Here is a 13,713-nt window from a genome sequence, read left to right on the forward strand (position 1 = left end):
CGCCTGCTGCGCCCGCCCGGCAGGTTTATCGGGTAAAAACACGATTCTCCTGCTCTGCCACGCGGATAAACGTTGTACGCTTGGTCAGCTCTTTCAGACGTTCGGCGCCAACGTAGGTACAGGCTGAACGCAGGCCGCCCAGAATATCTTTGACGGTCTCTGCAACCGGCCCGCGCAGCGGCAGCCGTACGGTCTTGCCCTCCGCCGCACGGTATTGCGCTACGCCGCCCACGTGGCGTTTCATCGCCGATTCAGAGCTCATGCCATAAAACAGCATAAACTGTTCGCCCTGCTCTTCCACAAGCGTGCCTTCACACTCATCGTGCGCCGCCAGCATACCGCCCAGCATGACAAAATCAGCGCCGCCGCCAAACGCTTTAGCAATATCGCCCGGCACGGAACAGCCGCCGTCGCTGACAATCTGTCCGCCCAGACCGTGCGCGGCATCGGCGCACTCAATCACCGCCGACAGCTGCGGATAACCGACACCGGTTTTGACGCGCGTTGTGCAGACCGAGCCGGGGCCGATACCCACTTTGACAATATCCGCACCTGACAGGATCAGCTCTTCCACCATCTCTCCCGTCACAACGTTACCGGCGCAGATGGTCTTATCCGGAAAGCGTTCACGCGCACGCTGCAGAAACGCAACAAAGTGCTCTGAATAGCCGTTTGCCACGTCGATGCAGATAAACTGAAGCTGCGGTGAGAGAGCAAGAATCGCGTTCAGTTTAGTGAAATCCGCTTCTGACGTCCCGGTTGAGACCATGACGTACTGCAGCACGGAAGCGGGCACGCGCTGGATAAACGCCTGCCATGCATCAATACTATAGTGTTTATGAACTGCAGTAAGCACCTCAAAACCAGCCAGCGCTTCTGCCATGGTGAACGTGCCAACGGTATCCATATTTGCCGCGATAACCGGCACACCGCGCCACTCCAGAGCGGAGTGCTTAAAGGTAAAGGTGCGTGCCAGTTCAACATCAGACCGGCTTTTGAGCGTTGAGCGTTTCGGGCGGATTAACACATCTTTAAAGCCCAGTTTGATATCTTCTTCAATACGCATAGCAGAGGGTCCTGGTTAGTGAAAACGAACCGCAGTTCGGGTAGCGCTCACGGCTCCAGTGTCGTTATCATACGCGCCATAATGGCGGTGGCAAGGGTGCGAATTTCACTTTACTTACGCTACAATCCGGTAAATTCAGCCGATCGCTAAGTATGTGATCGTCTTCTCACTTTTGTGACACTGCCGCCCTCTGATGCGCTGCATACCGGGAGAAAAATATGCTGTTTACCGTTGCGCTTACCGGCGGCATTGGTAGTGGTAAAAGCACCGTCGCTAACGCCTTTGCCGCTCTGGGCGTGGAGATCATTGATGCTGATGTGATCGCCCGCGAGGTGGTAGAGCCAGGCACGCCAGCGCTACAGGCGATTGTAAAACGCCATGGCGAATCTATTCTGACGGCAGAAGGCACGCTCTATCGCGCTCGTCTGCGGGAGATTATTTTCCAGCAGCCGCAGGAGAAAAACTGGCTTAATCAGCTGCTGCACCCGCTGATTAATGCCCGCACTCAACAGCTCAGGGCGCAGGCGTCATCCTCTTATGTTCTGTGGGTGGTTCCCCTGCTGATTGAAAACAATCTGCAGCGCCAGGCCGATCGCGTGCTGGTGGTCGATGTGGATGAAGCGGTTCAGCTGCAGCGTACGCGTCAGCGCGACGGCGTATCGCTGAGCCAGGCACAACGTATTCTTGCTGCGCAGGTAAGCCGCGAACAGCGCCTCGCCTGCGCCGATGATATTATTGATAATAGCGGCACACCTGAGCAGGTGCTGCCGCGGGTTGCTGAACTTCACCAGCGTTATTTGCGCCTGGCAGCAACCGGACGGGATTAAGATAATGAGTACAGTTGTTCTGTTTGAGCATCCGCTGAATGAGAAGATGCGCACCTGGCTGCGCGTCGAATTTTTACTCAATCAGCTGCATGAAACGGTACCGGTGAATCATTCCGTTGCCGCACTGGGCGTGTTTCGCATTCTTGCCGACCTGCTGGATATTTTTGAGCGTGGCGATATGCGAACCGAGCTGCTTAAAGAGCTGGAGCGTCAGCAGCAAAAACTGCGCGCCTGGCTGGACGTGCCCGGCGTTGATGAACAGACGGTAAGCCAGCTCAGCAACCGCCTCAAACAGCTCTCCGCTGAACTGCTGAACGCACCGCGTATGGGCCAGCATCTGCGTGAAGATCGGCTGATATCGCTGGTGCGTCAGCGTCTCAGTATCCCCGGCGGCTGCTGCAGTTTTGATTTACCTGGTCTGCACATCTGGCTGCATCAGGAGCAGTCGCTGCGCGATACGCAGGTAGCTGGCTGGCTGGCATCGCTTGAGCCGCTGCGTAACAGTCTGATGATGATCCTCGATCTTATCCGCCAGTCTGGCGTATTTCGTCATCAGACCAGCCTGAATGGATTTTATCAGGACAATGCTGAAGGAGCAGACCTGCTGCGGCTGCGGCTGACGCTGGAGGATGCGCTCTATCCGCAGATTTCAGGTCATAAAAGCCGTTACGCTATTCGATTTTTGCCGCTGGATAGCGAACAGGGTGTGGTGCCTGCCCGCCTGAATTTTGAACTGGCCTGCTGTTAGAGGATATTATGCCGGAAGAGATGATTACCGTACCCTGCCCGAACTGCGGCAGAGATGTGATGTGGGATGAACTAAGCCCGTGGCGTCCGTTCTGCAGTAAACGCTGTCAGCTGATTGATCTTGGCGAATGGGCCGCAGAGGAAAAACGCATTCCCAGCAGTGGCGACCTGACCGACAGCGATGAGTGGAGTGAAGAGCAGCAGTAACGCAGCAGGGGCATAGCGCCCCTGTTTCAGAGTTCGTCTGCCACCAGACGAGCAATCAGCGCATGGTTTGCAGCCGGAAACTCCTCTGCAATAAGATCGCGCTGCGCCACCCAGCGCTGCGGCTGCCCCTCGCGTCCCCATGGCTCACCCTGCCACGCTTCCACCAGAAAGAAATGCAGCGTGACGCGCAGGTCATCATACGCATGGTCAGCCTGGCCGATTGCGGTCGCTCGGGTCACCTCAATACCGGTTTCCTCCATCAGCTCACGCTTCAGCGCCTGTTCCGCGCTCTCATTCTGCTCAATTTTTCCGCCGGGGAACTCCCACTTGTTTGCCATGTAAGAACTGGCTGCGCGCTGCGCAAGGAAAATCTGGCGGCTGGCATTACGGATAATGCCGACTGCGACCTGCAGGTGCTTCATAGAGTTGATCCCGCTTTATTATCAAAGAGCGCAAAGTGTAAAACAGCGCGGCGCGGATGTTAATAACCCGGCCTGAACGGCGTCATCACGGCAAAAAAAAGGAGCCCGCAGGCTCCTTTTCCGGGTCAGGCCAGACGACCGTGACACTGCTTATACTTTTTGCCCGAGCCACACGGGCAGGGATCGTTACGCCCGGTTTTACGATCGCCACCCTGGGCGGCAAGCGCCTCGGCGGCGGCGGTTGCATCATCCACGTGGCTCAGCTGCTGCTGCTGTGCCAGACGTTCAGCTTCTTCGCGACGCTGCTGCTCCATCGCTTCAACCTCTTCCGGCATCCGCACCTGAACCTTGCTCAGCGTGCTGATCACTTCATACTTCAGCGACTCCAGCATTGCCGCAAACATGGCAAAGGATTCGCGCTTATATTCCTGCTTGGGATCTTTCTGGGCATAGCCGCGCAGATGGATCCCCTGACGCAGATAGTCCATCGCCGCCAGATGCTCTTTCCACAGCGAATCCAGCGTCTGCAGCATCACGCCTTTTTCGAAGTTGCGCATCATTTCGGTGCCGACAACCTCTTCTTTCGCCACATAGCTTTCGCGCGCGCGGGTCATGATCCGTTCACGCAGCGTCTCTTCATGCAGATCCGGCTCTTTATCCAGCCACTCAGCAATTGGCAGATCGAGATCAAAATCGGTGCGCAGACGCTCTTCCAGTCCCGGTACGTCCCACATCTCTTCCAGCGACTGCGGCGGAATGTAGGTGTCGATTGTCGCCTTAAACACATCCTCACGAATGCTGTTAATGGTGTCAGATACGTCAGAAACATCCAGCAGTTCATTACGCTGGCTGTAGATGGCACGACGCTGGTCGTTTGCGACGTCATCATACTCCAGCAGCTGCTTACGAATATCGAAGTTGCGGCTCTCAACCTTGCGCTGCGCGTTAGCGATCGCTTTGGTTACCCACGGGTGCTCAATCGCCTCGCCTGGCTTCATGCCGAGTTTGCGCATCATGTTCGAAACGCGATCGGAGGCGAAGATACGCATCAGTGCATCTTCCATAGAGAGGTAGAAGCGAGAGGAGCCGGCATCGCCCTGACGACCGGCACGGCCGCGCAGCTGGTTATCGATACGACGTGATTCATGACGCTCAGTACCGATGATATGCAGACCGCCCGCCGCCAGTACCGCATCATGACGCACTTTCCAGGCTTCTTTGATCGCCTGAATCTGCTCTTCGGTTGGATTCTCCAGCGCGGCCACTTCAGCCTGCCAGCTGCCGCCCAGCACGATGTCGGTACCACGACCCGCCATATTGGTCGCGATAGTCACCGCTCCCGGCTGACCTGCCTGCGCCACAATATCAGCTTCGCTGGCGTGGAATTTGGCGTTCAGCACGCTGTGTTTAATCCCGGCGCGCGTCAGTTCATTAGAGACCACTTCTGATTTTTCAATCGAAATAGTCCCCACCAGTACCGGCTGGCCTTTTGCCGTACAGGTACGAATATCCTCAATGATGGCGTCGATCTTCTCTTTCTCGGTCATGTAGACCAGATCGGCCATGTCTTTACGTACCATCGGACGGTTGGTTGGCACCACGATAGTGTCGAGCTTGTAAATCGAGCTGAATTCAAACGCTTCGGTATCCGCCGTACCGGTCATACCGGCCAGCTTCTCATACAGACGGAAGTAGTTCTGGAAGGTGATGGACGCCAGCGTCTGGTTCTCATTCTGGATATCCGCGCCCTCTTTGGCTTCAATAGCCTGATGCAGACCATCAGACCAGCGGCGCCCCTGCATGGTACGGCCGGTGTGCTCATCAACAATGATGACCTCACCCTCTTTAACGATATAGTCGACGTCCCGCGTGAAGAGCGCATGCGCACGCAGCGCAGCGGTGACGTGATGCATCAGCATAATATTGGTTGGTGAGTAGAGCGACTCACCCTCTTCCATAATGCCCTGGCTGACCAGCAGCTCTTCAACCTTGACCAGGCCGCGTTCAGTCATGTGCGCCTGACGCGCTTTCTCATCGACCCAGAAGTCGCCTTCTCCCTGGAAGTTGTCAGAATCTTCTTTCTCCTGACGAACCAGGTGCGGGATGATTTTATTGACTTTGATATAGAGATCGGAGCTGTCTTCCGCCGGACCCGAAATAATCAGCGGCGTACGCGCTTCATCAATCAGAATGGAGTCGACTTCATCCACCAGCGCATAGTGCAGCTTACGCTGTACGCGCTCTTCCGGGCTGAATGCCATGTTGTCACGCAGGTAGTCAAAGCCATATTCGTTATTGGTGCCGTAAGTGATGTCAGCCGCGTAAGCTTCACGCTTGGCAACCGCAGGCATGCCTGGCAGGTTGATACCGATGCTCAGGCCCAGAAACTCAAACAGCGCGCGGTTGTTCTCTGCATCACGTTGTGCCAGATAGTCGTTGACGGTAACCACGTGCACGCCTTTGCCGCTCAGCGCGTTCAGGTAAGCGGGCAGCGTGGCGGTCAGCGTTTTACCTTCACCGGTACGCATCTCCGCAATGCAACGCTCATTCAGCACCATGCCGCCAATCAGCTGCACATCAAAGTGGCGCATGCCAAATACGCGCTTACTCGCTTCGCGTACGGTGGCGAACGCTTCCGGGATCAGGCTCTCCAACGCTTCGCCCTTCTCCAGACGCGCGCGGAATTCATTGGTTTTGGCTTTCAGTTCATCATCTGACAGTTTGACGAACTCAGGTTCCATCTTATTGATGACATCTACAGCTTTGCGCATGCGGCGCAGCGTACGATCGTTGCTGCTGCCAAACACTTTCGTTAACAGTTTGATTAACATGTTCAATTTTTCTCTTATCAGCCGGAATATCGCGGCCGGTTAACTCTTAAAAAGGGGAAAAGGTGCGTAATCAGGCAACGAAAGGTCCGGCGCGGATACCATCGCTGGTAGCCTGCCAGTCGGCAACGGCATGAGCTATCGGAGGATGATAGCCGTCGTGCAGCAGTGCCAGATGCGCAGGCTGCGGCTGCACAGGCGATGTCAGCAGCGCCTGCAGTGAATCAATCAGCGCCAGCTTCTGTACGGCCAGCGGCAGCGCGATTTCAGCTTCAGCTTCGGTGGCCGGTGACAGACTGAATGAGAGATGGCGGATCACCGTGCGGATAGCGTGCTGATGCCAGTAATCAACATTAGCACCGGGCCGGCGGGCGCTCTCCTGTAGCCGGATCAGGTGATCAAAGTGAACCACATTGCCGGTAAACAGGCTGCTGACAGGGGAGTCGCTGGCGGCGGAAGGCTCGGCGTTTTGCGCGCAGGCAGGCAGGCCAAGACTGGCCGCCACCATCCCCAGCAGGAGATGTGGCCAGAAATAGCGCCTGCCTAATTGTCGCCAGCGTGAAAAGAGTCCGATCACAATCCGTCCGCAACGTTAATAACACATTCATGCGCCTGACATGCTGTCAGACCGCTTATATGAGCGCCAGATAATAGCACTTATGTACGGCTTCCACAGCAGAGATCGGGCGGCTTACGGCGGATTTCACGCTTTTCGTACAGCATTTCACCAGACAGGCGGGCATTTTGCGGGCGGGCTTCCACGCCATCAGACAGGCGAAAAAAAACGGCGGATACCGCTGACCGGAGAGAGTGTCAGGGTATCCGCCGTTTTTATGACAGGCTGTTAAGCCAGTACTAAATTAGGTGCTTTAAATGCCAGCGGCAGCTCAGCTTCATCTTCGAAGGTGGCCCACTCCCAGGCTTCCTGCTTCGCCAGGACAGCCTGCAGCAGCTTGTTGTTTAATGCATGGCCTGATTTGAATGCCGAAAAGGCACCAATCACATTGTGACCACACATAAACAGATCGCCGATAGCATCCAGCATTTTGTGCCGGACAAACTCATCTTCAAAGCGCAGGCCATCTTCATTCAGCACGCGGAAATCATCAAGGCCAATCGCACAATCTAAACTACCGCCCAGGCACAGGCCTTTAGACTGCAGATATTCAATTTCACGCATAAAGCCAAAGGTGCGCGCACGGCTGATCTGGCGTACAAATGCCTCAGCTGAGAAGTTAAGCTGGTAACGCTGCGAGCTTGAATCGATAGCCGGATGTTTGAAATCGATAGTGAAATCGAGCGAGAAACCGTTATAGGGTTTGATCTCAGCCCATTTATCGCCATCTTCTACCCGTACCGCCTGCTTAACGCGTACAAATTTTTTCGCGCTGTTAAGCTCTTCCACACCCGCGTCCATCAGCAGATAGACGAAAGGTGCTGCGCTGCCATCCATAATTGGAATTTCTGGTGCATCGACTTCCACAATGATGTTATCGATACCCAGACCCGCCAGCGCGGCGTTCAGGTGTTCTACTGTTGAAATACGTACGCCTTCATCGTTCACCAGGCAGGTACTCAGCATGGTGTCGCGCACGTATTTTGCATCAGCCGGGAAATCAACCGGTGGATTCAAGTCAGTGCGACGATAGATGACCCCGGTATTAGCCGACGCAGGGCGTAAAGTCAGCGTGACTTTTTTGCCGGTATGTAAACCGACACCAGTCGCCTGAACAATACGTTTTAATGTCCTTTGTTTGATCATCGCATTATCTCGCAATATTACCATCCGACCGCCAGTATAAATTACCGGCGGGCGAAGACTTTAGCACAAAGAGCGGGAAATCCCAATTATCAGCTTATTCTTAATCTGCCTGTTTACGCAGGAACGCTGGAATATCAAGATAGTCAGGCTCTTTACCGGAAGCGGCCGGCTGTTCGTTAACAACTTTCGCAGCAGGTTTCTGCTCCTGCGGCAGCGGCGCCATGCCGTGCTGCTGATAGCGGTGATCCATAACCGGCTGCGAAGCAGGTTTATTGGTTACCAGAGTGATTTCCGGACGCTTATCCATGCCGATGCCGGTGGCTACGACGGTGACACGCAGCTCATCATTCATTTCTGGATCCAGTGAAGTACCGATAACCACGGTCGCATTGTCAGAAGCGAATGCGCGAATGGTATTACCGACGGTTTCAAACTCATCCAGACGCAGATCGAAGCCGGCAGTGATGTTAACCAGCACGCCACGTGCGCCAGAGAGGTCGATATCTTCCAGCAGCGGACTGGAAATCGCCATTTCAGCAGCTTCTTCAGCACGATCTTCACCGCACGCCACGCCAGAACCCATCATGGCGTAACCCATTTCTGACATCACAGTGCGCACGTCTGCAAAGTCGACGTTCATCAGACCCGGACGGGTAATCAGTTCAGCAATACCCTGAACCGCACCTTTCAGTACATCGTTAGCTGCACCGAAAGCATCCAGCAGAGAAATGCCGCGACCCAGCACTTTCAGCAGCTTGTCGTTTGGAATCGTGATCAGGGAGTCAACGTGCTTGGAGAGCTCAGCAATACCCTGCTCAGCAAACGCCATACGTTTTTTGCCTTCAAAGTTGAACGGCTTGGTCACGACAGCAACGGTCAGAATACCGAGATCTTTAGCCACTTCAGCGACAACAGGCGCAGCACCAGTACCGGTACCGCCACCCATACCGGCTGCGATAAACACCATGTCTGCCCCATCCAGCGCAGAACGCAGTGCTTCGCGATCTTCTTCCGCTGAGGTACGACCGACTTCCGGGTTAGCCCCTGCGCCAAGACCTTTGGTGATATTGGTCCCGATCTGGATCGTCTGGCCGACCGCTGTTTTACGTAACGCCTGAGCGTCCGTGTTTACAGCAAAGAATTCCACACCTTCGATACGCTCGCGCACCATGTGCTCTACGGCGTTGCCACCGCCACCGCCGACGCCGATGACTTTAATCACCGCGTCATTGGTTAATTCCATAGGTTCAAACATGATTTCTCTCCGTTATGTGCCTGTTCGCCTGGAGATCATAAACATTGCCAGCATGATCTCCTTTTATCAAAATTAAAACTCTTTCTTCAGCCAGCTGTTGATTCGTTTGAACCAGTTGCCGACTGAAGCACGTTTTTCTGTTTCTGCATCACCGTTCAGGTGTGACTCTTTACCATAGTGCAGCAGGCCCACCGCCGTGGAGTAGTAAGACTCCTGAGCGTAGTCGGTCAGGCCCGTAATGTTCAGCGGCTGGCCGATGCGCACCTGCGTATGAAACACGCGTTGTGCACAGGCCGCCAGACCTTCAATTTGCGCCGCGCCGCCGGTTAATACAATACCAGCAGCAAGATGATGCTTCACACCCTGCTGGCGCAGCTGCTCCTGCAGTTGCAGAATCTCGTCGTTCACCAGATTCAGCAGCTCGGTGTAGCGCGGCTCAATGACTTCAGCCAGCGTCTGACGCTGCAGGCTGCGCGGCGGACGTCCGCCAACGCTTGGCACTTCTACATTCTCATCTTTGCCGACGATCGATCCCAGCGCGCAGCCGTGGCGTACTTTGATCGCCTCAGCGTCAGTAGGCGGTGTACCAAACGCGTAGGCGATATCGCTGGTCACAACGTTCCCGGCATAAGGGATCACTTTAGTGTGACGCAGCGCGCCGCCGGTATACACCGCGATATCCATTGTACCGCCACCGATGTCGACAACACAGACGCCCAGCTCACGTTCATCTTCTGTCAGGACAGAAAAGCTGGAAGCCAGTCCGGCAAAAATCAATTGGTCAACTTTAAGTCCGCAACGTTCAACTGCTTTTACGATATTTTTCGCCATATCGTTGTGACAGGTGATTAAATGTACTTTGGCCTGCATACGGACGCCGGATAAGCCCACCGGATTCTTGATGCCTTCCTGGTAATCAATGGCGTACTCCTGCGGAATGACATGCAGAATGCGATGCTCATCGCGTACACGCACTGATTTAGCCGTATGGACAACGTTTTCCACATCATCCTGAGTCACTTCCTCTTCGGAAATCGGAACCATCCCGATTTCGTTCTGACAGCTGATGTGTTTGCCCGATAAAGCAAGGTAGACCGACGAAATCTGGCAATCCGCCATCAGTTCCGCCTGATCGATGGCGCGCTGTACGCACTTCACCACCGACTCCAGATCGTTTACGCCGCCTTTGTCCATACCCCGCGACGGGCAGCTGCCCACCCCGATAATATTGACCATACCATCAGGCAGAATTTCTCCAACCAGGGCGGCAACCTTTGCGGTGCCAATTTCAAGTCCTACTACCAGTTTTCTGTCCGTTGCCTTGATCATTATGGTTTAGCCTGTGCCTGGTTCTGTTGCTGATTACTGTCCTGTGGCTCAATCGGTGCCGGAACCCAGCCTACTGCGGCGCCAGAGTCATAGCGTAGATCAACATAATCAACACGCTTGCTTTCATTCTGGCCCTGCAGCTGCAGCTCCGGATAGAGCTCAATAAAACGGTTCAGACGCTTCATGGTATCGCTGCGTCCCAGTTCGATTCGGATATCGTCCCCGGTGACCAGCTGCCATGAGCGACGCGCCGTCATTGACGCGACCTTCAGGGTAAACTTGCTGGCCTGGAGCACATCCCGCAGGGAGTGATAGCCCGCCAGCACCTCTTTTTCACTGCCTTCCGGACCATAGAGCATCGGCAGATTCTCTTTGCCGATATGACTGGCCGGAACGCTGAAGGAGACGCCATCGGCATCTACCATGTGCGAGTCGTTCCAGCGCGCAACCGGAACATACTCCACCAGATTTATCTTCAGCTCATCAGGCCACTGCTTGCGCACGCTGACCTGTTTAATCCAGGGTAATCGTTCAATCTGCTGCTGAATGATATCCACATTCTGCGACATAAAGGTCCCCGGGGCGCCCAGTGACAGAATCGCCTGGCGAATATCATCATGCGTGGTGTAGTGGGTTTGCCCCGTTACGACCAGCTTTGACAGCGGCAGACGAGAAGCGTCATTCATCCACTTCAGGACCACCAGGCCACCGGCTATCATAGTGCCCAGCACCAGCAGCAGAAACACAATGCCAAACAGCCGTGCGCCGTTGCTGCGCCCGGTGCGGGCTCGCTCCTGAGGTTCGCGGTTGCGTACGCGTAGCGCTGCCTGAGACATATCAGTCAGCCAGCGCCAGAATACGCGTCACCAGCTGCGGAAAGCTGTAACCCGCCTGCCGTGCCGCCATCGGAACCAGGCTATGGCTGGTCATGCCCGGCGACGTATTGACCTCCAGCAGCTGAAAACGGCCTTCGCTATCGGTCATGACATCCACGCGTCCCCAGCCGCTGCAGCCCAGCGACTGCCAGGCAGCCAGCACCAGCTTTTGCAGTTCAGCTTCTTTTTCTGCACTCAGACCGCTGGGACAGAAGTACTGAGTATCGTCAGAAATGTATTTTGCTTCATAGTCATAGAAAGCGCTGGCTGTTTTAATTTTAATGGATGGCAGGATTTCTTCCCCGACAATTGCCACGGTATATTCATCACCGCTCAAAAAAGCTTCAATCAGTACATCATTGTCGTGGCGAAACGCTTCATCCAGCGCCGCTGGCAGGCCGTCAGCGCGCTCAACCCGGCTGATGCCTACGCTGGAGCCTTCACAGCTCGGCTTAACAAACAGCGGTAAACCCAGCGCGTCAATAGCGGTTGCGGTCTGCGCATCGATCCCCTGCTGATACTGCTCCCGTGTCAGCCAGACAAATTTGCCTGACGGCAGTCCCCTGCCCTGCCACAGCAGCTTGCTGCGCAATTTATCCATGGTGATAGCAGAAGCCATCACACCGCTGCCCGTGTAAGGCAGCTGCATAAAGTCCAGCACGCCCTGCAGCGTACCATCCTCACCACCGCGCCCGTGCAGCGCAATAAAGACTTTGTTAAACCCCTGCTCTTTGAGCGTCAGTACCGATACATCACGGGTATCCACACCGTGCGCATCAATGCCCATTTCCTGCAGGCCAGCCAGTACCGCGCTGCCTGAATTCAGTGACACCTCGCGCTCTGCTGAGGTGCCGCCCATTAATACGGCGACTTTATCAGCCATGACGCGCCTCCTGGTTCGGTGCAGGCTGCAGCTGGCTTTCAGCCAGCCGGCGCGCGATTTTGCCGATGTTGCCTGCGCCCTGCACAATCACTAAATCGTTACCAGACAGCAGGGGAGCCAGCGCATCCGGCAGCGCGTCATGCTCAGCCACCAGAATCGGATCGACTTTGCCGCGACTGCGAATCGCCCGGCAGAGCGAACGGCTGTCGGCGCCCGGAATCGGTGCCTCTCCGGCCGGATAGACTTCCAGCATCAGCAGTACATCCACCTGGGAGAGCACGCTGGCAAAATCGTCAAACAGATCGCGGGTGCGGGTGTAGCGATGCGGCTGGAAAACCATCATCAGCTTTTTATCCGGCCAGCCGGCGCGCGCTGCCTTGATCGTGACATCCACTTCGGTCGGATGATGACCGTAGTCGTCAACCAGCATCGCGCTGCCTGGCTTGCCGTTCACTGCAGCCGTATCAAACTCACCCAGCACGTCAAAACGGCGTCCGGTGCCCTGGAAGCTCTCCAGCGCCGCAAGGATGGCCGCATCATCAATGCCTTCCTCACTGGCGACCGCTACGGCCGCCGCCGCGTTAAGGGCATTATGGCGGCCTGGCGCATTCAGGGTGACCTGCAGCAGCGGTTTATCGTGACGGCGCAGGGTAAAATGTCCCTGTGCACCGCGCTGCTCATAATTCTCTACCCGTACATCCGCATCGTCGCTAAAGCCGTAGGTGGTAATCTGGCGTCCCACGCGCGGGATCAGGTCGCGGATTACCACATCATCCACGCAGAGTACTGCGCGACCGTAAAACGGCAGATTGTGCAGGAAATTGATAAAGGTCTGTTTCAGGTTCTCAAAATCGCCCTGATAGGTATCCATATGATCTGCTTCGATGTTGGTCACAATGGCGACCATCGGCTGCAGATGCAGGAAAGAGGCGTCGCTCTCATCCGCCTCAGCAATCAGGTAGCGGCTGGTCCCCAGCCGCGCATGCGTACCTGCTGCTTTCACCAGGCCGCCGTTCACAAAGGTCGGATCCAGACCACCTTCCGCGTAGATACTGGTGACCATGGCGGTGGTGGTGGTTTTACCGTGCGTACCGGCAACGGCGATGCCGTGGCGGAAACGCATCAGCTCGGCCAGCATCTCTGCGCGGCGGATCACCGGAATACGCTGCTCGCGCGCCGCCACCAGCTCAGGGTTATCCTGCGCCACCGCGGTTGACACCACGACCACGCTCGCGTCGGTGACGTTCTCCGGACGATGGTTAAAGTAGATCGTCGCTCCCAGCGAAACAAGATGCTGGGTCACCGCATTGGGTGCCAGATCGGATCCGCTGATGTGATATCCTTCATTCGCCAACACTTCGGCAATACCGCCCATGCCGGCACCGCCGATGCCAACAAAGTGGATGTGCCGGACGCGTCGCATCTCGGGCACAATTGAACGCAGTTTTGCCAGTTGTTGTGTATTCATCGCTCTCTGTTACCTGTTTTCCTGTTCGCATCCGCATACGGATG

13 protein-coding genes are annotated in these 13,713 nt (G+C 55.6%); 3 read left to right on the top strand and 10 right to left on the bottom strand.

All coding sequences use genetic code 11. The annotated features are described in order from the left end of the window. Nucleotides 1-25 precede the first annotated feature (25 nt). The gene (locus tag F3I15_RS11145) at nt 26-1,066 is read right to left on the bottom strand and encodes a GMP reductase (protein ID WP_150017956.1); all 1,041 of its coding nucleotides are present in this window, start codon (nt 1,064-1,066) and stop codon (nt 26-28) included. A gap of 218 nt (nt 1,067-1,284) precedes the next feature. Here F3I15_RS11145 and coaE point away from each other — a divergent pair, with 218 nt between their 5' ends. From coaE to yacG, 3 genes are read left to right on the top strand one after another with little or no spacing between them, the layout of a single operon-like run. Further along, nucleotides 1,285-1,893, top strand: coding sequence for a dephospho-CoA kinase (coaE, locus tag F3I15_RS11150; RefSeq protein WP_039382604.1), 609 nt, complete (start codon nt 1,285-1,287; stop codon nt 1,891-1,893). A gap of 4 nt (nt 1,894-1,897) precedes the next feature. Beyond that, on the top strand, nt 1,898-2,641 hold the full coding sequence (zapD, locus tag F3I15_RS11155) for a cell division protein ZapD (protein ID WP_150017957.1): 744 nt from the start codon (nt 1,898-1,900) through the stop codon (nt 2,639-2,641). An 8-nt stretch (nt 2,642-2,649) separates the two neighbouring features. After that, on the top strand, nt 2,650-2,847 hold the full coding sequence (yacG, locus tag F3I15_RS11160) for a DNA gyrase inhibitor YacG (RefSeq protein WP_150017958.1): 198 nt from the start codon (nt 2,650-2,652) through the stop codon (nt 2,845-2,847). A gap of 26 nt (nt 2,848-2,873) precedes the next feature. On the opposite strand, the gene mutT is transcribed toward yacG, so the two are convergent. The 9 genes from mutT to murC all read right to left on the bottom strand — a co-directional run bounded on the left by mutT (nt 2,874) and on the right by murC (nt 13,669). Beyond that, nucleotides 2,874-3,269 (bottom strand): 8-oxo-dGTP diphosphatase MutT, encoded by a 396-nt coding sequence (mutT, locus tag F3I15_RS11165; protein ID WP_039382599.1) that lies wholly within the window; start codon nt 3,267-3,269, stop codon nt 2,874-2,876. Nucleotides 3,270-3,394: 125 nt separating this feature from the next. After that, complete coding sequence (secA, locus tag F3I15_RS11170) at nt 3,395-6,100, bottom strand: preprotein translocase subunit SecA (RefSeq protein WP_150017959.1); 2,706 nt, start codon at nt 6,098-6,100, stop codon at nt 3,395-3,397. A gap of 70 nt (nt 6,101-6,170) precedes the next feature. After that, entirely contained in the window at nt 6,171-6,674 is a 504-nt protein-coding gene (gene secM / locus F3I15_RS11175; RefSeq protein WP_150017960.1) for a secA translation cis-regulator SecM, read from the bottom strand. A 267-nt stretch (nt 6,675-6,941) separates the two neighbouring features. Further along, nucleotides 6,942-7,859 (bottom strand): UDP-3-O-acyl-N-acetylglucosamine deacetylase, encoded by a 918-nt coding sequence (gene lpxC, locus F3I15_RS11180; RefSeq protein ID WP_039382593.1) that lies wholly within the window; start codon nt 7,857-7,859, stop codon nt 6,942-6,944. A 100-nt stretch (nt 7,860-7,959) separates the two neighbouring features. Then, on the bottom strand, nt 7,960-9,114 hold the full coding sequence (gene ftsZ / locus F3I15_RS11185; RefSeq protein ID WP_039382590.1) for a cell division protein FtsZ: 1,155 nt from the start codon (nt 9,112-9,114) through the stop codon (nt 7,960-7,962). A gap of 72 nt (nt 9,115-9,186) precedes the next feature. After that, the gene (gene ftsA, locus F3I15_RS11190) at nt 9,187-10,443 is read right to left on the bottom strand and encodes a cell division protein FtsA (protein WP_039382588.1); all 1,257 of its coding nucleotides are present in this window, start codon (nt 10,441-10,443) and stop codon (nt 9,187-9,189) included. Further along, on the bottom strand, nt 10,443-11,279 hold the full coding sequence (gene ftsQ, locus F3I15_RS11195) for a cell division protein FtsQ (protein WP_150017961.1): 837 nt from the start codon (nt 11,277-11,279) through the stop codon (nt 10,443-10,445). The genes ftsA and ftsQ overlap by 1 nt, the downstream gene beginning before the upstream one ends. A gap of 1 nt (nt 11,280) precedes the next feature. Continuing rightward, nucleotides 11,281-12,201 (bottom strand): D-alanine--D-alanine ligase, encoded by a 921-nt coding sequence (locus tag F3I15_RS11200; RefSeq protein WP_150017962.1) that lies wholly within the window; start codon nt 12,199-12,201, stop codon nt 11,281-11,283. Further along, nucleotides 12,194-13,669: a UDP-N-acetylmuramate--L-alanine ligase gene (murC, locus tag F3I15_RS11205; protein WP_150017963.1), complete on the bottom strand. Its 1,476-nt coding sequence runs from the start codon at nt 13,667-13,669 to the stop codon at nt 12,194-12,196. Before murC ends, F3I15_RS11200 begins: the two co-directional genes overlap by 8 nt. Nucleotides 13,670-13,713 lie beyond the last annotated feature (44 nt).

Origin of the sequence: Pantoea sp. M_9 (genome assembly GCF_008631385.1) — a bacterium.
GTDB classification, from domain to species: domain Bacteria; phylum Pseudomonadota; class Gammaproteobacteria; order Enterobacterales; family Enterobacteriaceae; genus Pantoea; species Pantoea eucrina.